This is a genomic window from Bacteroides sp. AR20, assembly GCF_964250605.1.
In the GTDB taxonomy this organism is placed as follows: Bacteria; Bacteroidota; Bacteroidia; order Bacteroidales; family Bacteroidaceae; genus Bacteroides; species Bacteroides uniformis.
The window spans coordinates 34,879-56,445 of record NZ_CAXUGK010000021.1 but is presented as its reverse complement, the minus strand read 5'-3'; the positions used below and the strand labels follow the sequence as shown (position 1 = coordinate 56,445).

Below are 21,567 nucleotides of genomic sequence, written 5' to 3'. Positions count from 1 at the left end.
TCTGTAAATCAGTAGAATATGGCAGAAGAAGTTGTATTAATGAAAGGAAACGAAGCCATCGCCCACGCAGCCATCCGTTGCGGTGCAGACGGTTACTTCGGATATCCCATTACTCCGCAATCGGAGGTATTGGAAACTCTTGCCGAACTGAAACCCTGGGAGACGACCGGCATGGTGGTTCTTCAGGCAGAAAGTGAAGTGGCAGCTATCAATATGGTGTACGGCGGTGCCGGAAGTGGTAAAATGGTCATGACCTCCTCCTCCAGCCCCGGTGTCAGCCTAAAGCAGGAAGGTATCTCTTATCTGGCAGGTGCCGAGCTGCCTTGCTTGATTGTAAACGTTATGCGCGGCGGTCCCGGTCTGGGAACCATCCAACCGAGCCAGGCCGACTATTTCCAGACAGTAAAAGGAGGCGGCCACGGTGACTATCGTCTGATTGCCCTTGCTCCGGCTTCCGTACAAGAAATGGCAGATTTCGTAGGACTGGCATTCGAACTTGCCTTCAAATACCGTAATCCGGCAATCATCCTTGCCGACGGTGTCATCGGCCAGATGATGGAAAAAGTGGTGCTCCCGGTACAAAAGCCACGCCGCACCGATGCGGAAGTCATCGAACAATGCCCATGGGCCACTACCGGCAGAACCAATGGCCGCAAACCCAACGTCATCACCTCATTGGAACTGAAACCGGAAGAAATGGAAAAGAACAACATCCGTTTCCAGGCCAAATACAAGCAGATAGAAGAGAATGAGGTTCGCTTCGAGGAAATTCATTGCGATGATGCCGACTACCTGATTGTAGCCTTCGGCTCTATGGCACGCATCGGACAGAAAGCAATGGAGCTGGCACGCGAAGAAGGAATAAAGGTAGGTATGCTCCGCCCCATCACGTTGTGGCCGTTCCCGACCAAAGTCATTGCCGCGTATGCCGACAAGGTGAAAGGTATGCTCGTTACAGAATTGAATGCTGGACAGATGGTGGAAGATGTCCGCCTTGCCGTGAACGGTAAAGTGAAAGTGGAACATTTCGGACGCCTCGGCGGCATTGTTCCCGATCCGGATGAGATAGTAGATGCATTGAAAGAAAAACTGATTAAGAAATGAATCCTGATAAAATAAGAAACGTACTGAACATTCTCTTCATGGTACTTGCCCTGGCAGCTATCATTATATATTTTGCTGCAAAAGATGACTTCAAGCTGTTCATCTACGTCTGCGGCGCGGCGATATTCGTCAAGTTGATGGAGTTTTTCATACGGTTCACCAACAGATAGGAGAAGTGATTATGACAAAAGAAGATATTATAAAGCCCGAGAATCTGGTTGCCAAGAAACCGACTCTGATGAACGACAATCCCATGCACTACTGCCCGGGATGCAGTCACGGCGTAGTTCATAAACTCGTAGCCGAAGTTATCGAAGAAATGGGACTGGAAGACAAAGCAATAGGCATCTCCCCCGTGGGATGTGCCGTGTTCATCTATAATTATATAGACATCGACTGGCAGGAAGCCGCCCATGGACGTGCGCCCGCACTTGCCACTGCCATCAAGCGCCTTTGGCCAGACCGCCTGGTGTTCACTTACCAAGGAGACGGCGACCTGGCTTGTATCGGTACTGCCGAAACCATCCACGCCTTGAACCGCGGCGAAAACATCACCATCATCTTCATCAACAATGCCATCTATGGTATGACCGGGGGACAAATGGCTCCCACTACCCTTGTAGGCATGAAGACATCGACCAGCCCTTACGGACGTGACGTGCATCTGCACGGCTATCCGCTGAAGATGGCCGATATTGCTGCACAATTGGAAGGAACCGCTTACGTGACACGCCAAAGCGTACAGTCCGTTCCCGCCATCCGCAAAGCGAAAAAGGCTATCCGCAAAGCATTCGAGAACTCTATGGCAGGCAAAGGTTCCAACCTTGTGGAAATCGTTTCCACCTGTAACTCCGGCTGGAAGATGTCTCCTGCGAAATCCAATGAATGGATGGTAGAGAACATGTTCCCCTTCTATCCGCTGGGCGACCTGAAAGATAAATAATCATGCTAAAGACAGAAGAACAATGAAAGAAGAAATCATTATAGCAGGCTTCGGTGGACAAGGTGTATTGTCCATGGGAAAGATTTTGGCATATTCCGGATTGATGGAAGGCAAAGAGGTGACTTGGATGCCGGCTTACGGACCGGAACAACGTGGTGGTACAGCCAACGTAACAGTCATCGTAAGTGACGAGAAAATATCCTCACCCATCTTAAGCAAGTACGATGCCGCCATCATCCTGAACCAGCCGTCATTGGAGAAATTCGAAAGCAAGGTAAAACCCGGAGGCGTACTTATCTACGACGGTTACGGCATCATCAACCCGCCGACGCGTAAGGACATCCACGTTTACCGCATCAACGCCATGGATGCCGCCAATGAAATGAACAACGCCAAGGCATTCAACATGATTGTATTGGGTGGATTATTGAAAATCAAGCCGATGGTTACACTGGACAGTGTACTCAGAGGATTGAAGAAGACACTGCCCGAACGCCACCACCACTTGATACCGATGAACGAAGAAGCTATCAAGAAAGGAATGGAACTTATTCAGGAAATGAAATGAAAGGCTATGTAAAGCCACTCCCCATAAGAGGAGGAACTTTACGCCAGAATAAGAGATAAAGGAAAACGGATAAGCCCTTGTGATATTGATTTATTGCAAGGGCTTATTTCATTTCAAGCCGGAAAAAGTATGGATTCAAGGGCAGAGAACCGGAAGCAGTATAGAACAAAACAGAAAACAAGACAGTTTAAAAGAAGCAAAAAAGGCTGAATTCAGTAAGCAAATAATTTTTTATTGTATCTTTGCGCCTAATTATGAGACGAATTGTACTGACATATATATTTCTGTCCGTTATAGGGATATGGGGGGCTATGGCGCAAAACACCTTAAACCCGATGAACAATCGCGACCGGTTCGGTAACCAGATTGACCCGAATACCCAGCCGGACAATCTGGAAGACAGTACCAATACTGAGATTCAAAGTCTTCCACCCAAGCTTTACATGTGGAAACTAAGTGAGACACTGGGCAACCGTACCATCATACCTGCCGACACAGCCAGCCTCAACTTCCAGAGCACCAATCTGGTGGAAGGAATGTTCGGCCATTACAACTACTTGGGAAATTTAGGCTCTCCACGCCTTTCACGCCTGTTCTTTGAACGGGAAGAAAGCGAGCCGACCATCTTCATGGCTCCCTTCTCCAGTTTTTTCACACGTCCCGACCAGGTGCTTTTCACCAACAGCAACGTGCCTTACACCAATCTAACCTACTACAAGGCCGGCAACAAAGTGAACGGTGAAGAACGCTTCAAGTCCTACTTCTCCGTCAACGTCAACAAGCAGTTGGCATTTGGCTTCAACATCGACTATCTGTACGGGCGCGGTTATTACCAGAACCAGTCCACCTCGCACTTCAATGCAGGTCTGTTCGGTAGCTATATCGGCGAGAAATACCAGGTACAAGCAGTCTACAACAACTTTTTCCTGAAGATGAACGAGAACGGCGGTATTGCAGACGACCAATACATCACCCGTCCCGAAAACATGTCCGGAGGAAAGAAAGAGTACGAGTCCACCACTATTCCGGTCAAATTGGAACAGAGTTCCAACCGTAACAAGGATTTTTATATCTATCTGACACAGCGTTATCGTCTTGGTTTTACGCGGAGAGTACGGAACACACAAGAAGGCAAACCGACGGTATCCGCACCCAAAGCCTCATCCTCCCCGTCCTCTGAATCCGAAATATCCGCTTCGAACAACGACATAGCATTGCCAAACGACAGCATAGCATCAAAATCGGTCAGCACACTTGCAGCTGCCAATGACAGCCTGCCGTCTGTTTCTACCGCAGACAACGACTCACTTTTCGAAGAAGAGTTCGTCCCCGTCACCAGCTTTATCCATACCTTGAAAGTAGAGCGGTCGCGGCACCAATTCCGTTCGGGAAGCGAGCCCGAAGGATTCTTCCCGGAAGACTACAAGCTTTACAAGAATTACAGCAACGACTCCACCACAGCATTCAGTGTAAAGAACGTGTTCGGAATAGCCTTGCTGGAAGGTTTCAACAAATACGCCAAAGCCGGACTTACGGCTTATATCTCCCACAAGTTCAGCCGGTACGACCTGATGAATACGGACACACTTACCGACATGCGCCGCATCCGCTACACCGAGCAGGAAATCTTCCTGGGTGGCGAACTCGCCAAGCGCGAAGGCAAACTGCTGCACTACAACGTAAACGGTGAAGTGGGGTTGGTAGACAAAGCCATCGGGCAGTTCCGCGTCAACGCCAATCTGGACCTGAACTTCCGTCTATGGAAAGATACGGTGAACTTCTACGCCCGCGGTTATGTGAGCAACACGCTTCCTTCCTTCTACATGCGCCATTACCACTCCAACCACTACAACTGGGACAACGACAACATGGACAAGGAATTCCGTACGCGTGTGGAAGGCGAGCTGAACATTTCCCGTTGGGGAACCAATCTCCGTGCCGGCGTAGAGAATATCAAGAACTACACCTACTTCAACCAAAGCGCCCTGCCCGAACAGAACGGAGGCAACATACAAGTGCTGTCCGCCACACTGAAACAAGACTTCCGCCTCGGTGTCTTCCACCTGGACAATGAGGTGACCTGGCAGAAGACGAGCAATGAAACAGTACTTCCATTGCCCCAACTCTCGCTCTACCATAACTTCTACATACTGGCTAAACTCGCCAAGAAGGTGCTGACCGTTCAGTTGGGTGCCGATGTCCGTTACTTCACCAAGTACAACGCACCTGCCTATGCACCCGGCGTCCAGCAGTTCCATCTGCAACCTACGGACGATTTGGTGGAAATAGGCGGTTACCCCATCGTAAACGTATATGCCAACCTGCACTTGAAGCGGACGCGTATCTTTGCCATGATGTATCACGTCAACGCGGGTATGGGAAGCGCCAATTCCTTCCTGGTGCCGCACTACCCCATCAATCCGCGCTTGTTCAAAATTGGCGTCTCATGGAATTTCTATGACTAACAGATGACTGTATGACGAAAAGCAGACTGCTCAAATACGCACTTCTGGGAATTGCAGCGGCTCTCATTGCCCACTATCTCATCAAGAAAGAAGAGAAACCGAAAGGTCATCCGCGCGATTATGCCGAGATAGCTGCCGAAGGCATCATACATGCTTCGACGGAATACAACTCCATCAGCTTCTATGTGGATGATGACACCTTGTCCGGTTTCCACTACGAGCTGATAGAAGCTTTTGCACGCGACCACGGGCTGCAAGCGGCCATATCACCGGAAATGAGCTTCAACAAGCGGCTGGAAGGCCTGGCCGACGGGCAATATGACGTGATTGCCTACGGCATCCTCGCCACCAGTGAGCTGAAAGACTCCTTGCTGCTTACCACCCCTATTGTGCTGAACAAGCAAGTGCTGGTGCAACGCAAGCTTGAGAATATTTCCGACTCGTCATTATTCATCAAAAGCCAACTGGACCTGGCTGGAAAGACACTGCACGTAGTGAAAGGCTCCCCTTCCATACTACGCATCCGCAACCTGGGAAATGAGATAGGCGACACCATCTACGTTGAGGAAATAGAGAAGTACGGTTCCGAACAACTGATTGCCTTGGTAGCCCATGGAGACATCGACTATGCCGTATGCGACGAAAGCATTGCCCGTACCGCAGCCGACAGCATTCCTCAAATAGACATCAATACCGCCATCAGCTTCACGCAATTCTATTCCTGGGGAGTAAGCAAACAGTCCCCTATCCTGCTGGACAGCCTCAACACATGGCTGGATAGTTTCAAAAAGGGAAAAGAATACAAGAAAATCTACAAACGATACTACGGGAAACGAAACTAAGCTGCACTTTTCCATACACGCAGCATATCCCTACTTTTACAACTAGTTATTAATCAACAGCTTATTACTGCAAAATCCTGCATACATTTTGCAGTGCCACTGCAAAGCCGTTGCAGTGGCACTGCACACCGATATGCAGTACGACTGCAACAGTTATGCAGTGATACTGCAACACGTTTGCAGTCGCACTGCAAAATACATGCAGCAAGAATGCAAACAAGATGCAGTCATCAAATACCCATATCGATATTACGGCATACCCGAAGTAAAGAATTAGAGTCCTTCCACCTCCCTTAGCCACATCTCCGACGAAGCATCGCTCGGCATTCTCCAATCACCGCGCGGACTCAGAGAGATACTGCCCACCTTCGGACCATCCGGCAAACAGGAACGCTTGAACTGCTGGTTGAAGAAACGACGGCAGAAAGTCTGCAACCATTTTTTGATGGTTTCTTCATCATACATCCCCTTGAATGTGCGTGCTGCCAGGAAAAATATCTTGGAAGGACGGAAACCGCAGCGCAGGAAGTAATAAAGGAAGAAGTCGTGAAGCTCATACGGCCCCACCAAATCCTCGGTAATCTGCTGGATATTACCGTTCTCATCTGCCGGAATCAGTTCCGGGCTGATGGGAGTATCCACAATATCGAGCAAGGTAGCACGTGAAGCATCGTCCATATCATGCTCTGCCACCCATTTCACCAAGTGCTTCACCAGAGTCTTGGGGACGCTGGCATTCACACCGTACATCGACATGTGATCGCCGTTGTAAGTGGCCCATCCTAAAGCAAGTTCCGAAAGGTCGCCCGTACCGATAACCATTCCCCAGGTCTGGTTGGCAATATCCATCAAGATTTGGGTACGCTCCCGTGCCTGCGCATTCTCGTAAACCACGTCGTGCACATGGACATCATGGTCTATGTCTTTGAAATGCTGTATGCAGGCCTCCTTGATACTGACTTCGCGGACAGTCACACCGAGGGAGTTCATCAGGTCGATGGCATTCGTGTAAGTACGGTCGGTCGTTCCGAATCCCGGCATGGTGACACCGACAATACCCTGGCGGGACCATCCCAACTTATCGAAAGTCTTTACGCAAACCAGCAGCGCCAGCGTAGAATCCAGTCCACCCGAAATGCCGATAACGGCACTTTTCGCTTTAGTATGCACCAGACGTTGCGCCAGTCCGGACACCTGGATGGAGAATACCTCCTCACAGCGTTCGTCCAACGCTATCCCCTGCGGAACAAATGGATGCGGTTCAAAAGTACGTGTCAGGTTCAAATCCCTGCTGTTGACATACTCCGTAAAGATTCGTACCGGAAGGGCCGAAACACAATTTGCATGGCAAGCCGCGAAGGTCGTATTCACCCGGCGCTCCGTACGCAAGTGTTCCACATCAATTTCACTGATGACCACCTGCCCTTCGAAAGAGAAGCGTTCGTTTGCCGCCAGCAGAGTCCCGTTCTCATAAATCAGTCCGTTGCCGGCAAACACCACATCCGTAGTGGATTCTCCGAAACCGCATGAGCTGAATACATAACCGGCAATGCACCGTGCCGACTGCTGGCTGATAAGCGAGCGCAGATAATTGTGCTTGCCGATACCTTCATTGTCGGCCGAAAGATTGAACAAGATTTCCGCACCTTGCAGTGCCAGCGTGGAACTGGGCGGTATGGGTGCCCACAAATCTTCGCATATCTCCACTCCGAAAGTGGTATCTGCCGTTTCGAACAGCAGGTCTCTCCCCATCGGAATAATCTGCCCGCAAAGGCGCACACTGTTTTCTGCCACATCACATGCGGAAGTAAACCAGCGCTTCTCATAAAACTCCTTATAATTGGGAAGATAAGTCTTCGGGACAACGCCCAGCACTCTCCCCTTCTGAATGACAACCGCCGCATTCAGCAACACACCGTTCAGTGCAACGGGCATGCCCAATATCGAAATGATATCCATCTGGCGCGTATTGTTCAGAATCTGTATCAGCCCCATTTCCGCCTCTTCGAGCAGAAGTTGCTGGGCAAAGAGGTCGCCACAAGTATATCCGGTAATGCACAACTCCGGAAAAGCAATGATTTGCACACCTTTCCCGTCGGCTATAATAATCTCTTTTTCAATCTCTGAGGCATTGAACTTACAGTCAGCCACCTTGACACGGGGCACAGCCGCCGCTACTTTTACATATCCGTAATTCATAAGGATGCTATATTATTTATTCGGTGCAAAGATACGGCAAAATTCTGATTAAGAGAGATAAGAGAAAAACGTTTTCTCTATATCGGCACGAGAAACCGACTGAAGCCGGGGTGCATCCTGCCTTCGCTTTTATGGCAAAAATACGGCAACCTGCCTACAAGAAGAGGAACATATATAAACAATTTTAATGACCGCAACTAAAAATTTTCCAAAAATCTTTTGGAGAATTATAGGAACTTCCTATCTTTGCAAGTGAATTAAAAATGTAATAATTACAAGTTTGAAACTTTAGATTATATGGATGTAGTAAAACGATTGCAGAATCATAATATCAAGCCTTCAGTACAGCGCATAGCCATCATGAATTACTTGATAGAGCATCGTACGCATCCCACGGTGGATGAAATCTATACGGCACTGTCTCCCTCCATACCGACACTGTCTAAAACAACGGTATACAATACCTTGAAACTACTGAGCGAGCAAGGTGCCGCACAAACCCTGACTATCGACGAGCGTAACACATGTTATGATGCCGATACCAGCCCGCACGGTCATTTCTTGTGCAAGCGTTGCGGAAAGATTTATGACTTGATGTGCAATAACAACATCAAGAAAGTGGTCGACATGGATATGGACGGGCACGATGTGCAGGAAATCCACTACTATTATAAAGGAATCTGTAAACATTGCATAGAAGAAGAACGTTTAAGAACAACAAAGAATAACTAATTCAACTAATTAAAATCTGAGAGAAAATGAAAAAATTTAGATGTACTGTATGCGGTTACGTATACGAAGGAGATGCAGCTCCCGAAAAGTGCCCATTGTGTAAAGCTCCCGCAAGCAAGTTCGTAGAAGTTGAAGAAGCAACAGCTGACGGCCCGCTGGTATTTGCCGACGAACACGTAATCGGCGTAGCCAAAGGTTGCGACGACGAAATGATTAAAGACCTGAACAACCACTTCATGGGCGAATGTACAGAAGTTGGTATGTACTTGGCAATGAGCCGCCAGGCAGACCGTGAAGGCTATCCTGAAGTTGCAGAAGCTTTCAAGCGTTACGCTTGGGAAGAAGCAGAACACGCTGCTAAATTCGCTGAACTGCTGGGTGACTGCGTATGGGACACCAAGACAAACCTCGAAAAGAGAATGAACGCAGAATCAGGTGCATGCGAAGACAAGAAGCGTATCGCTACCCGTGCCAAAGCATTGAACCTCGACGCTATCCATGACACCGTTCACGAAATGGCTAAGGACGAAGCCCGTCACGGTAAAGGTTTCGAAGGTCTGTACAACCGCTATTTCAAGAAATAATCCTATACTTTTATAGTAATGTGAAGAAAAGGGACTGCTAATGTTAGTAAGTCCCTTTTTTTATTCCAACTTTTTTCACTTTACAATGTCACGTTTGTATTTCCCATTCGTCTTATCTGTGTAAATGGAACTCAAAGAATTCAAAATAACCGTTCTTCCACTCCGTGCCAAGCTGTTGAACTATGCACGGAAGTTGACCGACGAACCGGAGGATGCAGAAGATGCCGTCCAGGAGGTACTGCTCAAGCTATGGAACAAAAGGCTTGAACTGGAGCAATACCGGAGCATCGAAGCATTTGCCATGACGTTGACGCACAACATCTGTATAGATATGTGGCGCTGCAAACGCAACGACACCCTATCCCTCGACATAGTGCAGGCGGCATCCCCCACCGGAACACCGGAACGGCTGTTGGAAATCAAAGATGAAATCCGTCTGATGCACGAAATCATCGACTCGCTGCCCAATCTTCAACGCACCATCATGCGGATGAAGGACATCGAAGGATACGAAACGGACGAAATCGCCGAAATCACGGGATGCGGACCGGAAGCCATCCGCAGCAATCTGTCAAGAGCCCGGAAGAAAGTGAGAGACGTTTACCTGCGAACCATACAAGAAAGAAAAGAAAGGAGAAATGAGCCATGAAGATAGATGAACTGCTGGATAAATATTTCGAAGGGGAAACTTCCTGCGAAGAAGAGCGTGAACTGCGCCGTTTCTTTACCGAAGAGGAAGTGCCGGAGCACCTGCAAACGTACCGCCCCCTATTCGCTTATCTGAACCGGGAAGCAACTTCAATGGCAGAACCGACAGAGGAAAAATCCGTAACAACAGAATCGGCAAAGGAAGTACCCGCACAGCGGAAGCCTTTCCGTCTCTATCGCACATTCTATGCTGTCAGCGGCATTGCCGCCGGATTGCTCCTGCTTCTCGGGGTAGCTAAGATTATATTTCCGCTTTCCGGTGTTCCCGAAAATTATGTCGTCATCGACGGCCAGCGGTATACAGACGAGAAACTGGTGGAAGCCAAAGCACTAGAAGCCCTGCAGAACGCCAGCTTCACGGATGAAGATTTAAGCAACTTACTGTTTCAACACTAATATAACAAGGTTATGAAAACATCTATACTGATTTGCATACGTAGTCTGTGCCTCTTTTCCCTGCTGATTTGCCTGCCAGCCTTTGTACATGCACAAGAGAGACTGCAAATAGCCGACCTATTCAGCAAGTATGGCGAGCAAAAGGACGTGACCAGGGTAGAACTGAACGGCAGTATCCTGAAATCTTACCGCATGACTACCTACAAGAGCCTTGTGTTCAAGAATGTATCCCCCTATCGCCGGGAAATTCAGCAGGCCATTGTACACGACAAGCAAGATAACGCAAAGAAGGCGCAGGAGGTAATGGAAAGCGGTGTGCTGCGCAGCGCTTATTACCAACTGAAAGAGGTGGAACGCAATGGAAAGAAGCTGAACCGCTACATCATTTTCAAGATAGGAAAAGACTCCATGGGGACTTTGATTTACATAGAGGGTCTGCTCAGTGAAAAGGAAATGATGGATATGCTTTACAAATCGGAATAACACTAAAAACAATATACGATATGAAAACCAGAATTATGATTTTGGCCTGCCTGCTTGCTGTGCCGGCCGGCCGCATGGCAGCACAACAACAGACTGACCCTGAACAGAAAGCTACAGTACAGACACAAGGCGACTCCATCATCATCCGGAAAGGAAAAGGAGACATGCGCATCAAGGTGTACGAAGAGCAGTTGGAAGACGGAGAAAAGAAAGAAGTACAAATTTATGAAGGAGTCTATCTCGAGAAAGTGGATGCAGACAAGCGCACTTTCCTCGACGCCCTGCCATTCATCCCCAAAAAGAGAAGATACAATGCTTACGAACCGCACTGTTCCGGTCTGTATATTGGCTACAGCCGGCTGGCTAACGACTTCCTTTCCTTCGGAGCAAGCGACAAGATGGGACTCGACTTATCCAAGTCATGGGAATTCGGCTTCAACATCCTCTCCGTATATCACAACTTCAAGAAGAACCCGCATTGGGGAATCAACCTGGGAGTCAGCTGGGGATACCGTTCTTTCAATATCGACGGTAACTATGCCTTGCTGAAGGAAAACGGAACCAGCATCTTCACCGCAGGCAACGAAGACACCAGTTACAATAAAAGCCGTCTGCGCCATTTCTTCTTCCGTGTACCCGTATTGATGGAATGGCAGCAAAGAGTGGGAAGAAACAAAGTGTTCTTCAATGCCGGTCCCGAATTTGAGATACGTCACAGCGTGAAGTCATTCTCACACATCAACGGAGGCAAGAAGAAAACCGTAGGCAAAGGTATGTATGTGCAGCCCGTCGGCATAAACCTGCTGGCACAAGCCGGTTATGGTAATATCGGCATTTACCTGCGCTACTCCACATACGGATTATTCCAGAAAGACAAGGGACCGGAAGTATCTCCCTATTCATTTGGCGTGGCATGGTATCTGTAATCCCTCCCCTATAACACAAGACTCCCCGAAATGTATTTGTACATTCCGGGGAGTTCTTTTATACCCTAAGGTATTGACAATGAAAGGTTATCTGCAATGAAAATTGTTCTTCTAAAAACGCATGCCCAATGTAAATAGCACTTTACTGCGAGTGTTGGTAACTTCCGTTGTTGGCGGTGTTACCAAGCCATTTATATCATTATAAAACGGATAGAAATCAGATTTATAAGTATCGAATTTATAAGCCAAATCCGCATAAAACGAAGAAAAGCGATAACCGATACCTAAAGTGAAAGTATTCATCGATTTGCTATTGGCAAAATCCGTATCTGTATTTATAGAATTGGAAGGCAATGCCTTAATAGCATCCTTTTTATAGGCTGCAGTACTGTAATTGTAACCGGCACGCAGAGAGAAAGCAGGTATCGGCTTGTATTCTGCTCCTAAACGAAGCGTACTTACCCCCTTCATACAGAGGTCAGCCTCACCCGTTTCCCATGCCATCTCGTCACCTTCAGGATATTTGAACTTCATGCTTGAGTAGTCCTCATATTCATATTCAGCTCCCAAAGCCAGATTATTACCGACTGTATAGCCCAAACTTGCATTAAATACCCACGGGGTTTGCAGCTTAAAATCACGGTCCATATCTCTACCGCCTAATGCAGAATAAGTATCCACAGTGGTACGAGTAAGAGTTTCATCCCCAGCCTCATTCGGTAAAAACAAATCCGAAGTCAGCAACGCTCCCGTAGTATAAGTCAGTTTGTAATAAGTAGGAGTATGCACAGCCAAACCTATACGAAGCGGAGAATCCTCAATCGGCCGGAAGATGGCACCGAATTTGAAGTCGAAACCCGAACCGTGTATACGGTTAAAGCTCTCCAAAGAGTAGCCTTCCTCATAAATCTGCCCGTCGCCCTCCCATTTGTAGGCATACATTTCATCATAGAGAGAATATTTGTTGTAATCCACATCGTAAGCACCCAGAGTAACACCAAAGTAAAAACGGTCATTTATATTGAAGGAAATATTGAAATCATATTGGTCAATACCGCCACGCTCACGCGACAAGAAATAAGCATCCGCTTCGGAAGGAATATAAGGAAGATAAGTATTATAGTCCTCACTTTCTATATCCTCAAGAACAAGTGCACCTTGATACCCCATAGTCCCCAGCCATCCAGCATAATTATGTTGATAAATATCCTTGCGACCATAGTCCAAATAAGCTCCTTGATCCGGGTAATCATATTGAGGACGATGATAGAACGCATAAGCTGCATCCGTAGCCTGCTGCGCCATACTCCGCACTTGAGATACATATTGATTATCTATGCTTCCCATCAACCCCTGCATCGTCATATTCTTATAGAATGACTTTGATTTGTGGTAATTAAAACCAAAATTCACATACCGCAAAGGAGTATGATTGCCTATCTTCGAAGCTATCACAAAACCGGCATTATCAAAACTCCAGCGGTTCTTGTTCGTTTCAAATTTATTACCAACATAATTGCTTTCTGTGCCCGTCATTGAATAGCCAAAGGTAAGCATAGCATCATTGCTACGATAAATACCGATACCGGCAGGATTGGTTCCTATGGTAGAAATATCACCACCCAATGCTCCCATAGCTCCGCCCATTCCGACAAAACGGGCGGTTCCATTCAATTCCTTCTGTGCAATATTCGTTGCATCATATATTGTCTGTGCCCCTGCGCCTACAGCTGTAAACATAGCAAGGGCTATCATGGTTATCTTCTTCATAATTCTTAGTCTTGTTAGATTAAAACATACTTATACTTACCGTCTTCTGGAACCACCGCCGCCACTGGAACGACTGGCACCACCGCCACCACCACTGGAGTAACTGGAACGTGAGCTACTGCCTGAAGAGAAGCTGGAAGAAGAACGGGTGCTACTGGATGAACGTACTGGAGCAGAATATGAACGACTGCTACTACGATTGTTGTCATTGGAGTAGCTGCGTGCCGGTGCGGCGCTTGAACCTCTGTTATAAGTCGATGAAGTCCTGCTACGAGTGGAAGTTCCAACAGAAGAGCGTACACCGGAAGAACGACTGCTACGAACTCCTTCTACGCTACTATTATATGAGCTACTACGCGTACTGCTTGGACGGGTGTAAGTGGAACGGCGGGTAGAAGCCGCACTCGAACGGTTTACACTTGAGCGAGTTGCAGAAGAACTTGAACGAACTGTAGACGAACTTCTTGTACCTACCACCCGACGGGTTGACGTACCGGTACTGCTACGTCTCACTTGACCGGAAGTAGTACTGCTACGACGTACAGCCTGCCCTCCATTTACAGTAGAAGAACGGCGAGAAGTAGAGGACGATACTCTGTTTCCGGCATAAGAAGAACGGCTCGGACCATAAGAACGTCTATTGGTATATGCATTTCCCCAATGGCCGCCTCCCCAATGACCACCGCCACCGGGATAATATCCGGGATGATAGTGATGGTGATGATGATGTCCCCACCAGCCACCGCCGTACCAGCCGCCCCAGCCAAAGCTCCAGCTCGGACCGTACCAGCTGTTCCATCCCCAGCCATAGTAAGGATAACCGCCCCAACCATAAGAGTTATAGCGCCAATCCCACCACAAGCGGTTGGTGAATGTAGGGAAAGCATATGCATATAATCCGTCGGTATACACGTTCCAATCCCAGGAATTCAAGCCATAGACCACATCCCAATATAGCGGGCTGCTGATGCTGATGGCATAACGGGGATTACGGAAACGGATGATACGGGTAGCATACTCGTAATCATCCTGCGAACCTTCAAATTCACCGTTCACCCATTCGCCGTCCAGGCCGTCATCTTCTTTTTCATTGATGTAAAGGGTATCGTTCTCCATCACGAAATCATTGTCGCGGGAGTCATAACGGCGGTTATATTCGTCCACATCGCGGGTGTTTCCCTTACGGTCTTTTACTACAACAGTAGTGCTTCCCGGCGATGAATAGACAGTGGTCGGTACATTCGACTTTACTACAATCTCTTCTACGGGAGCAGCGACTTTCTTCTCCTGCTTCACCTCTTCTTTTTTCTCTTCCTTATTCTTGGAAGGAGTGTAGTAAAGGTCGTCATCTATACTTTGTGCCACCAGTGTCCATGGGAGGCACAAGGCAAAAAGCGATAAAAAAACAATCTTTTTCATATTAGTTTGGTTTATGGATTTTACGTTTATCTATTTCTTCACGTCACAAAGATAACGCCGGATTTTATCCCATGCAGCAGATTTTCCCCAAAGATTTATAGGGAATTCCCTAAATACCCCGCCTTTTGACGAGGCAAGCGGCACTTCCGCATAAAAAATGAACAAGTTCATTTTATTCTGCCCTCGGTTTACATTACCTTTGCAGTGTGAAAACAAAGATACGCAGAAATAGATTTGTTCTTTAAAATCTTCTTCTGCATTTAACAAACAATCATATTCCGATGAAATATTTAGAATTTACATTCCGCACTGTTCCGTGCACAGAAATAGTCAACGATGTACTTTCCGGAGTCTTGGGTGAAGCTGGCTTTGAAAGTTTTGTTGAGCAGACCGACGGTATCACTGCCTATATACAGAAAGAGCTGTATAACGAATCTCTACTCAAAGAAGCACTTGCAGACTTCCCTCTGCCCGATACACAGATAGAATATAATTTCGTAGAAGCCGAAGACAAAGACTGGAACGAGGAATGGGAGAAGAACTTCTTCCAGCCCATCGTTATCGGAGACCGTTGTGTCATTCACAGCACTTTTCACAACGATGTCCCACAAGCAGAATATGACATCGTCATCAATCCGCAAATGGCATTCGGCACAGGGCACCACGAGACAACAAGCCTCATCATAGGCGAACTGCTGGATAGTGACCTGCAAGGCAAAGCATTGCTCGATATGGGTTGTGGGACTTCCATCCTTGCCATACTGGCACGCATGCGTGGAGCCTCCCCTTGTACAGCTATCGACATAGATGAATGGTGTGTGCGCAACTCCCTCGAAAATATAGAATTGAATGGAGTGGACAATATTGCCGTATCCCAAGGCGATGCCTCCTCTCTGGAAAGCAAAGGTCCTTTTGATATGGTTATCGCCAACATCAACCGCAATATCCTCCTGGCAGATATGAAGCACTACATAGCCCGCATGAATCCCGGAGCGGAATTGTTGATGAGCGGTTTCTACATAGATGACATTCCCGTCATCCGCGAAGAAGCCGAACGCAACGGGCTGCACTTTGTCCACCATCGTGAGAAGAACCGGTGGGCAGCAGTGAAATTCCAAAAATAATAAAGGTCAATACTAAAAAGCTAAAGGTCAATATCAGGAAGCTAAAGTTGACCTTTAGCGTTCTATACAAGGAGTTTTCAACGTAAGCTCCAAAAGTTCCTCCATTGTACCATTAAAGACGTTCAAATCCACCTCTTCTTCAATACCGGGCACAGTGCCTACATCCGTGTGCTGCCAAAAGTGCCACTTGCCCTCATAACGCACGGAATCTACATAATAATGGGCTATCCAATAAGGATAAGCATTGAAAATGGAATCGCTGAGATAGCGTTTCTTGAATTTATAGGAAGTATAAAGAATAGGCTTTACGCCGTAATGCGCCTCTACCCTATCCAGCCAAGTCTTGACTGCCGTTTTAAGTTCCTGCGGTGACTGCTTGCCGGTAGTCTCCACATCAAGTACGGGAGGCAGGTCTCCCTTTGCCAGCTGCACGGTACGGATAAAGAAATCGGCTTGCTTGCGGGCATCGGTCTTAGGGATAAAATAATGATAGGCACCACGGATAAAACCGTATTTACGCGCCTGGCCGAAGTTCTGCGTAAACGTATCGTCACCATGATCGCCGCCTTCGGTAGCTTTCAGAAAAATAAAGTGAATGGGAAATTGGGCTTCTCTATTATGTGTCAGGAGTTCCCAATCTATCTTTCCCTGATAGTGGGATATGTCTATGCCATGCACCTCATAGTTGCAAGGCATACATACACCGTAACCTTTCTGACCATAACAAGGCTTCCAGCGATAAGCATAAGGACGAATGAAAAACCAGTAAAAGCCGGTAGAAAAAACAAGAATGATACAGACCGCCAAAAGATTGCGCAACCATACGGGCATGGTACGTGGCTGCATTTTCTTCTTGCTCCGCGGAGAGGAAGAACGACGGGCGGCAGTAGTTTTACGCCGGATATTTGTGGAGGTCTTGGTTGCCATGAGCAAAGGAAAAGAAAGGGCGGAATGAACCGCCCCTCCGTTTTATTGTCAACTTGTTGATGCATCAACTTATTTAGCCTGCTCCAGCTGCAAAGTCTTCGTAGCCTGGTCGCAAACTTCTGTCGGACCGAAGTACTGGATAGGGCCTGGATAAACGTAGTCTGTTTCCATAGCCCAACGGTCACGCTGAGCAGCGAATGCCTTGAACGGAGCACCGTCCAGCTTCACCAGAGCCTTCTGGATAACTGGCTTCATTTCACCGTGGCGACGTTCCATGTTCATCATCATAGTGATGGGCACACCGCCTGCAATCCATTCTTCGGCAGGAGCAGTAGTGTTGCGTACAGAAGACATGTAACCGGTCTTTCCGTTAGCAATCAATGCAGATGCTGCATAACCCAAAGAGTAGCAGTAGTCAGCGTCGAAGTTAGACGGAGCAGCGCAACGTCCTTCGTAACCGAAGAAGTGGTGCTGTGCAGCAAACTTGCCTACGAACTTGCCCTCTTCTTTCCACTGAGCCAGCTTAGTGCCAACCATTTCGGACAGCAACTTTTCTGTTTCAATCAGAGATACCTGTACGTTTCCGTGCGGGTCGCGGTCCAGAGACAACTGGCGAGCCACGCCTTCGGGCAAGCTTGCGTAGATGGCCGCATTCTCCGGAGAGAGTTTACGGATGATATAATCGCGTTGGTGAGATTTCTTAATTTGAGCAAACTCTTCTGCATTGGCAGCAAGGAAGTCGTTCAACTCAGCAATCAGACGCTTCATGGCCGGGATGAATTCAACCAATCCTTCGGGGATAAGAACCGTACCGAAGTTGTTACCCTGGGCTGCACGTTCAGCAACGACCTTGGCAATGCTGGTCACGATGTCGTCCAAAGACATATCCTTAGCTTCAACCTCTTCAGAGATGATACACATATTGGGTTGAACCTGCAATGCACATTCCAAAGCGATATGAGAAGCGGAACGTCCCATCAACTTGATGAAGTGCCAGTATTTACGAGCAGAGTTACAGTCACGTTGGATGTTGCCGATTACTTCAGAGTAAGTCTTGCAAGCAGTATCGAAACCGAAAGAAGTTTCAATCATATCATTCTTCAAGTCACCGTCGATGGTCTTGGGGCAACCTATTACCTGCACGCCATAATTCTTGGCAGCATAGTATTCAGCCAGTACGCAAGCATTAGTGTTGGAGTCATCGCCACCGATGATAACCAATGCCTTGATGCCGAGTTCTTTCAGGATTTCATAACCTTTCTCAAACTGTTCTTCCTTTTCCAGCTTGGTACGGCCCGAACCGATGATGTCAAAACCACCCGTATTGCGGTATTCATCAATGATGTCAGCAGTCAGTTCCATATAATTATGGTCAACCAAGCCGCCAGGACCCAGAATAAAGCCATACAATTTGCTGTCTTTGTTCAGCTTCTTGATACCGTCGAAAATACCGGAAATCACATTGTGACCGCCAGGAGCCTGTCCACCGGAAAGGATAACACCCACGTTCATTGCGGGGAAGTTAACCACCTCATCGGTAGTTTCAAACTTAATCAAAGGCATTCCGTACGTATTGGGGAACAATTTCTTGATTTCTTCCTGGTCAGCAACAGACTGAGTAGCTGCGCCTTCTGCAGCCTTAACAGTTCCTTTCAGCGCTTTCGGAAGTTTGGGCTGATAGGCAGCCCTTGCAATTTGCAATGCACTTTTAGTCATTTCTCTTAATTATTTAAAGGTGTTAGTAAAGTTCCGTTTAAAAGCGTCGCAAATTTCGCTTTTTTTCGTAAGATATGCAAACGAGAGGCCGAAATAATGTATAAAATGACATTTATCGTTTTTTATCCTAAAATAAAAAGGAGAAGAAAGCAATTAACTGATTTATTGTGTTATCTTTGCCGCAAAGTTTGAGTTACGAGTCGTTATCGCATTGTTCTTCTTTTAATATACAACTATTATTAGGCGGTCTCTTCCATAATTATTCTCCATACTCCAATTTAATAATTACAATTAATTAAAATTTCAAATGAACATTTACATTTCAGGTTTAAATTTCAGCACAACAGACGCTGACTTAAACGATTTATTTTCAGAGTACGGAGAAGTTTCTTCTGCAAGAATCATTACAGACAGAGAAACAAGAAGATCCAGAGGTTTCGGTTTCGTAGAAATGCCGGACGATGCAGCAGGCCAAAAAGCCATTGACGAATTGAACGGTGCTGAATTTGACCACAAACAAATCTCGGTAAACGTGGCACGCCCCCGCGAAGAAAGACCTTCCAATGGCGGCAATCGCGACAGAAGAGGCGGTTACAACTCTAGAAGATATTAATATTCTTAACTACTGACAAAAGCAGGAGGTGTTGTAGCAATGCCCCCTGCTTTTTTTATAACTCAATAAATAAAAATACATGGCCAAATCCATCTCCGCAGACAAGCGTGAAAATGAAAAGAAAAGACTCGCCCGACGAGCTGAAAAACAAAAAAAGAAAGAAGAAAAAAAACTATCCAACAAAGCCAATAGCTTTGAAGATATGATTGCCTATGTTGACGAAAACGGCATGATAACCTCTACTCCTCCGGCAGAAAACACTCCCAAAGAAGAAATAAAGCTGGAAGAAATCGTCATATCAACTCCCAAAAAAGACAAGGAAGAACCGGTCATCCGCAGAGGACGTATCGAGTTTTTCAATGAATCGAAAGGCTTCGGCTTCATCAAGGACTTATCCGGGGTCGAAAAATACTTTTTCCACATTAACAATGTGCTGACAGATATAGCAGAAAACAATATTGTGACGTTCGACCTCGAACGTGGCCTTAAAGGCATGAATGCTGTAAACGTAGCTCTTGAAGTAGAAAAGGCAAAGGAAAAGAAAGAAAACAAGGAGACTCTAAATACAGAATCCTAGATGAAATAAGCCAATTATAGAACAAGGGCGTGTATATACCATCAAATATTTCGGTACATACACGCCCTTGCTGTCTTCTTTAATCACACGTCATTCGGTTTGCCAGCCACCCCCCAATGCCTTATAGACATTTACCATGGCAATAAGTTCGTCGCGGATGGCATTGCTCACCCCTATTTGGGCATCGAAATAACCACGCTGGGCATCGAGCACATCCATATAATTGATGACGCCGTTGATGTATTGCAACTGTGCCAAATCCACATATCCCTTGGCAGAACGTTCAAGTTTGGCACGCAGTTGGTAGACCTCCTTTATCTTATTGAAATCTACAATGGCATTCTTCGCTTCCTTAAAAGCATTCAGCACTGTCTTTTCATAGCTATGCACTTCGGCTTCAAAAGAAGCCTTCTGTGCATTCAATGCAGCACGGTTCTTTCCCCAACCGAAAAGTGGTGCCAAGACTGCCCCATTCAATAAGGAATAGGGAGATTCCAGGAAATTGGATAACACATCACTTTCCAATCCAAATTGTCCGGTCAGGGCCAAACGGGGGAACATATTGGTATAAGCAACTTTCACTCTGGCATGTTCAGCCCTCAACTGCTGCTCCGCCACACGGACATCGGGGCGACGTTCCAACAAATCGGAAGGCAGACCTACCGGTAAGGACTCCGGCACATCCAGTTCCTGCAGAAAATTGACACGCTTGATACGGGTAGGGAATTCCCCCACAAGGAAGGATATATCATTTTCTTTCAGAGAGATACGGCGTTCCAAATCCGGAACAAGAGTAGCCGTACGAGCCAACTCCACTTGAGCCTGTTGATAAGAGGTCTCCGAGGTCAGCCCTCCTTCAAAACGGATACGCGCCAAGCGCACTCCCTCTTCACGCGCCTTTTGTGTCTGGCGCACAATCTCCAGTTCCGTATCAAGGGCTACCAGCTCATAATAAGCCTGCGCCACTTCGGCAACGATGGTCATGCGCAACGCACGCTGCGCCTCCACACTTTGCAAATATTCGGCCACAGCAGCCACTTTTTTCCATCTCAAGTTTCCCCAAAGGTCCAGTTCCCAAGAGAGCAACGCCTTGGCTTCGTAAGTATTGCCTACATCACGGCTATGACCACCGTAATTCTCCACCTCGCGCTCAGCCTCCACCTTTCCGGTGAGCTGCGGCAGAAGGTTGGCAACACTGATACGTTTTTGGGCAGCCATCTCCTTGACACGGGAAGCTGCAATCAGCATGTCTTTGTTATATTCCAGAGCACGGTCTATCAAAGCACGCAGCGTGCTGTCCGTATAAACTGCCTGCCACTGTTCATCGGCTATGCTCATGCTATCCTGCTGCTGTGCCAGGCTATCCGGCAATGCCATCTCCGGACGCACATAGCTCTTGCCCACCTTGCATGAGGTAAGGGCAAACATACTCAGCAACAAAATAATATATATGTTCTTTCTTTTCATAAAC

At 47.1% G+C, this 21,567-nt stretch carries 21 protein-coding genes; 15 read left to right on the top strand and 6 right to left on the bottom strand.

What is annotated here, in order from left to right; translation table 11 throughout:
• Nucleotides 1-18 precede the first annotated feature (18 nt).
• The 6 genes from ACESTD_RS12020 (at nucleotide 19) to ACESTD_RS11995 (ending at nucleotide 5,922) form a co-directional block, all read left to right on the top strand.
• On the top strand, nucleotides 19-1,104 hold the full coding sequence (locus ACESTD_RS12020; protein WP_005826601.1) for a 3-methyl-2-oxobutanoate dehydrogenase subunit VorB: 1,086 nt from the start codon (nucleotides 19-21) through the stop codon (nucleotides 1,102-1,104).
• On the top strand, nucleotides 1,101-1,274 hold the full coding sequence (locus ACESTD_RS12015; protein ID WP_005826603.1) for a hypothetical protein: 174 nt from the start codon (nucleotides 1,101-1,103) through the stop codon (nucleotides 1,272-1,274). Before ACESTD_RS12020 ends, ACESTD_RS12015 begins: the two co-directional genes overlap by 4 nt.
• An 11-nt stretch (nucleotides 1,275-1,285) precedes the next feature.
• Nucleotides 1,286-2,047: a thiamine pyrophosphate-dependent enzyme gene (locus ACESTD_RS12010; protein WP_005826605.1), complete on the top strand. Its 762-nt coding sequence runs from the start codon at nucleotides 1,286-1,288 to the stop codon at nucleotides 2,045-2,047.
• 22 nt (nucleotides 2,048-2,069) lie between these two features.
• Complete coding sequence (locus tag ACESTD_RS12005) at nucleotides 2,070-2,615, top strand: 2-oxoacid:acceptor oxidoreductase family protein (RefSeq protein ID WP_005826606.1); 546 nt, start codon at nucleotides 2,070-2,072, stop codon at nucleotides 2,613-2,615.
• Nucleotides 2,616-2,869: 254 nt separating this feature from the next.
• The gene (locus tag ACESTD_RS12000; protein WP_044467288.1) at nucleotides 2,870-5,080 is read left to right on the top strand and encodes a putative porin; all 2,211 of its coding nucleotides are present in this window, start codon (nucleotides 2,870-2,872) and stop codon (nucleotides 5,078-5,080) included.
• Between the two features lie 11 nt (nucleotides 5,081-5,091).
• A complete protein-coding gene (locus ACESTD_RS11995) occupies nucleotides 5,092-5,922 on the top strand; it encodes a transporter substrate-binding domain-containing protein (RefSeq protein WP_044467289.1) in 831 nt (276 codons plus the stop codon).
• A gap of 273 nt (nucleotides 5,923-6,195) precedes the next feature.
• Here the strand turns inward: ACESTD_RS11995 and ACESTD_RS11990 are convergent, their stop codons facing one another.
• A complete protein-coding gene (locus ACESTD_RS11990) occupies nucleotides 6,196-8,121 on the bottom strand; it encodes an NAD(+) synthase (RefSeq protein ID WP_098032444.1) in 1,926 nt (641 codons plus the stop codon).
• Between the two features lie 297 nt (nucleotides 8,122-8,418).
• Between ACESTD_RS11990 and ACESTD_RS11985 the strand changes: the two genes are divergently transcribed.
• From ACESTD_RS11985 to ACESTD_RS11960, 6 genes are all read left to right on the top strand, one after another.
• Nucleotides 8,419-8,853 (top strand): Fur family transcriptional regulator, encoded by a 435-nt coding sequence (locus ACESTD_RS11985; protein ID WP_005826619.1) that lies wholly within the window; start codon nucleotides 8,419-8,421, stop codon nucleotides 8,851-8,853.
• 26 nt (nucleotides 8,854-8,879) lie between these two features.
• A complete protein-coding gene (locus ACESTD_RS11980; protein WP_005836026.1) occupies nucleotides 8,880-9,437 on the top strand; it encodes an NADH peroxidase in 558 nt (185 codons plus the stop codon).
• 124 nt (nucleotides 9,438-9,561) lie between these two features.
• The gene (locus ACESTD_RS11975) at nucleotides 9,562-10,086 is read left to right on the top strand and encodes an RNA polymerase sigma factor (protein WP_005836025.1); all 525 of its coding nucleotides are present in this window, start codon (nucleotides 9,562-9,564) and stop codon (nucleotides 10,084-10,086) included.
• On the top strand, nucleotides 10,083-10,541 hold the full coding sequence (locus ACESTD_RS11970) for a hypothetical protein (protein ID WP_005826626.1): 459 nt from the start codon (nucleotides 10,083-10,085) through the stop codon (nucleotides 10,539-10,541). The genes ACESTD_RS11975 and ACESTD_RS11970 overlap by 4 nt, the downstream gene beginning before the upstream one ends.
• A 12-nt stretch (nucleotides 10,542-10,553) precedes the next feature.
• On the top strand, nucleotides 10,554-11,024 hold the full coding sequence (locus ACESTD_RS11965) for a DUF4252 domain-containing protein (RefSeq protein ID WP_005826627.1): 471 nt from the start codon (nucleotides 10,554-10,556) through the stop codon (nucleotides 11,022-11,024).
• A gap of 20 nt (nucleotides 11,025-11,044) precedes the next feature.
• Complete coding sequence (locus ACESTD_RS11960; protein ID WP_005826629.1) at nucleotides 11,045-11,950, top strand: outer membrane beta-barrel protein; 906 nt, start codon at nucleotides 11,045-11,047, stop codon at nucleotides 11,948-11,950.
• 111 nt (nucleotides 11,951-12,061) lie between these two features.
• Here the strand turns inward: ACESTD_RS11960 and ACESTD_RS11955 are convergent, their stop codons facing one another.
• Together ACESTD_RS11955 and ACESTD_RS11950 are read right to left on the bottom strand one after the other, a co-directional pair.
• Nucleotides 12,062-13,720 (bottom strand): OmpP1/FadL family transporter, encoded by a 1,659-nt coding sequence (locus tag ACESTD_RS11955; protein WP_005826631.1) that lies wholly within the window; start codon nucleotides 13,718-13,720, stop codon nucleotides 12,062-12,064.
• 36 nt (nucleotides 13,721-13,756) lie between these two features.
• The gene (locus ACESTD_RS11950) at nucleotides 13,757-15,139 is read right to left on the bottom strand and encodes a hypothetical protein (protein WP_061412054.1); all 1,383 of its coding nucleotides are present in this window, start codon (nucleotides 15,137-15,139) and stop codon (nucleotides 13,757-13,759) included.
• A gap of 281 nt (nucleotides 15,140-15,420) precedes the next feature.
• Here ACESTD_RS11950 and prmA point away from each other — a divergent pair, with 281 nt between their 5' ends.
• Nucleotides 15,421-16,263: a 50S ribosomal protein L11 methyltransferase gene (gene prmA, locus ACESTD_RS11945; RefSeq protein ID WP_005836023.1), complete on the top strand. Its 843-nt coding sequence runs from the start codon at nucleotides 15,421-15,423 to the stop codon at nucleotides 16,261-16,263.
• A gap of 54 nt (nucleotides 16,264-16,317) precedes the next feature.
• On the opposite strand, the gene ACESTD_RS11940 is transcribed toward prmA, so the two are convergent.
• Both ACESTD_RS11940 and ACESTD_RS11935 read right to left on the bottom strand, forming a co-directional pair.
• A complete protein-coding gene (locus ACESTD_RS11940; protein WP_005836022.1) occupies nucleotides 16,318-17,190 on the bottom strand; it encodes a glycoside hydrolase family 25 protein in 873 nt (290 codons plus the stop codon).
• A gap of 69 nt (nucleotides 17,191-17,259) precedes the next feature.
• Nucleotides 17,260-18,906 carry a diphosphate--fructose-6-phosphate 1-phosphotransferase gene (locus ACESTD_RS11935; RefSeq protein WP_005826644.1) on the bottom strand — a complete coding sequence of 549 codons (1,647 nt, stop codon included), beginning with the start codon at nucleotides 18,904-18,906 and terminating at the stop codon, nucleotides 17,260-17,262.
• Between the two features lie 307 nt (nucleotides 18,907-19,213).
• On the opposite strand from ACESTD_RS11935, the gene ACESTD_RS11930 reads away from it, so the two are divergent.
• Together ACESTD_RS11930 and ACESTD_RS11925 are read left to right on the top strand one after the other, a co-directional pair.
• Nucleotides 19,214-19,519 (top strand): RNA-binding protein, encoded by a 306-nt coding sequence (locus ACESTD_RS11930; protein WP_005826648.1) that lies wholly within the window; start codon nucleotides 19,214-19,216, stop codon nucleotides 19,517-19,519.
• A gap of 79 nt (nucleotides 19,520-19,598) precedes the next feature.
• Nucleotides 19,599-20,096: a cold-shock protein gene (locus ACESTD_RS11925; RefSeq protein ID WP_005826650.1), complete on the top strand. Its 498-nt coding sequence runs from the start codon at nucleotides 19,599-19,601 to the stop codon at nucleotides 20,094-20,096.
• A gap of 90 nt (nucleotides 20,097-20,186) precedes the next feature.
• On the opposite strand, the gene ACESTD_RS11920 is transcribed toward ACESTD_RS11925, so the two are convergent.
• Nucleotides 20,187-21,563 (bottom strand): efflux transporter outer membrane subunit, encoded by a 1,377-nt coding sequence (locus tag ACESTD_RS11920; RefSeq protein WP_005826651.1) that lies wholly within the window; start codon nucleotides 21,561-21,563, stop codon nucleotides 20,187-20,189.
• Between the last annotated feature and the right edge of the window lie 4 nt (nucleotides 21,564-21,567).

Excerpts from the sequence above, each read along its gene's own strand:
- ACESTD_RS12020 (WP_005826601.1), top strand. The coding sequence starts at position 19 with ATGGCAGAAGAAGTTGTATTAATGAAAGGAAACGAAGCCATCGCCCAC.
- ACESTD_RS12015 (WP_005826603.1), top strand. The coding sequence starts at position 1,101 with ATGAATCCTGATAAAATAAGAAACGTACTGAACATTCTCTTCATGGTA.
- ACESTD_RS12010 (WP_005826605.1), top strand. The coding sequence starts at position 1,286 with ATGACAAAAGAAGATATTATAAAGCCCGAGAATCTGGTTGCCAAGAAA.
- ACESTD_RS12005 (WP_005826606.1), top strand. The coding sequence starts at position 2,070 with ATGAAAGAAGAAATCATTATAGCAGGCTTCGGTGGACAAGGTGTATTG.
- ACESTD_RS12000 (WP_044467288.1), top strand. The coding sequence starts at position 2,870 with ATGAGACGAATTGTACTGACATATATATTTCTGTCCGTTATAGGGATA.
- ACESTD_RS11995 (WP_044467289.1), top strand. The coding sequence starts at position 5,092 with ATGACGAAAAGCAGACTGCTCAAATACGCACTTCTGGGAATTGCAGCG.
- ACESTD_RS11990 (WP_098032444.1), bottom strand. The coding sequence starts at position 8,121 with ATGAATTACGGATATGTAAAAGTAGCGGCGGCTGTGCCCCGTGTCAAG.
- ACESTD_RS11985 (WP_005826619.1), top strand. The coding sequence starts at position 8,419 with ATGGATGTAGTAAAACGATTGCAGAATCATAATATCAAGCCTTCAGTA.
- ACESTD_RS11980 (WP_005836026.1), top strand. The coding sequence starts at position 8,880 with ATGAAAAAATTTAGATGTACTGTATGCGGTTACGTATACGAAGGAGAT.
- ACESTD_RS11975 (WP_005836025.1), top strand. The coding sequence starts at position 9,562 with ATGGAACTCAAAGAATTCAAAATAACCGTTCTTCCACTCCGTGCCAAG.
- ACESTD_RS11970 (WP_005826626.1), top strand. The coding sequence starts at position 10,083 with ATGAAGATAGATGAACTGCTGGATAAATATTTCGAAGGGGAAACTTCC.
- ACESTD_RS11965 (WP_005826627.1), top strand. The coding sequence starts at position 10,554 with ATGAAAACATCTATACTGATTTGCATACGTAGTCTGTGCCTCTTTTCC.
- ACESTD_RS11960 (WP_005826629.1), top strand. The coding sequence starts at position 11,045 with ATGAAAACCAGAATTATGATTTTGGCCTGCCTGCTTGCTGTGCCGGCC.
- ACESTD_RS11955 (WP_005826631.1), bottom strand. The coding sequence starts at position 13,720 with ATGAAGAAGATAACCATGATAGCCCTTGCTATGTTTACAGCTGTAGGC.
- ACESTD_RS11950 (WP_061412054.1), bottom strand. The coding sequence starts at position 15,139 with ATGAAAAAGATTGTTTTTTTATCGCTTTTTGCCTTGTGCCTCCCATGG.
- prmA (WP_005836023.1), top strand. The coding sequence starts at position 15,421 with ATGAAATATTTAGAATTTACATTCCGCACTGTTCCGTGCACAGAAATA.
- ACESTD_RS11940 (WP_005836022.1), bottom strand. The coding sequence starts at position 17,190 with ATGGCAACCAAGACCTCCACAAATATCCGGCGTAAAACTACTGCCGCC.
- ACESTD_RS11935 (WP_005826644.1), bottom strand. The coding sequence starts at position 18,906 with ATGACTAAAAGTGCATTGCAAATTGCAAGGGCTGCCTATCAGCCCAAA.
- ACESTD_RS11930 (WP_005826648.1), top strand. The coding sequence starts at position 19,214 with ATGAACATTTACATTTCAGGTTTAAATTTCAGCACAACAGACGCTGAC.
- ACESTD_RS11925 (WP_005826650.1), top strand. The coding sequence starts at position 19,599 with ATGGCCAAATCCATCTCCGCAGACAAGCGTGAAAATGAAAAGAAAAGA.
- ACESTD_RS11920 (WP_005826651.1), bottom strand. The coding sequence starts at position 21,563 with ATGAAAAGAAAGAACATATATATTATTTTGTTGCTGAGTATGTTTGCC.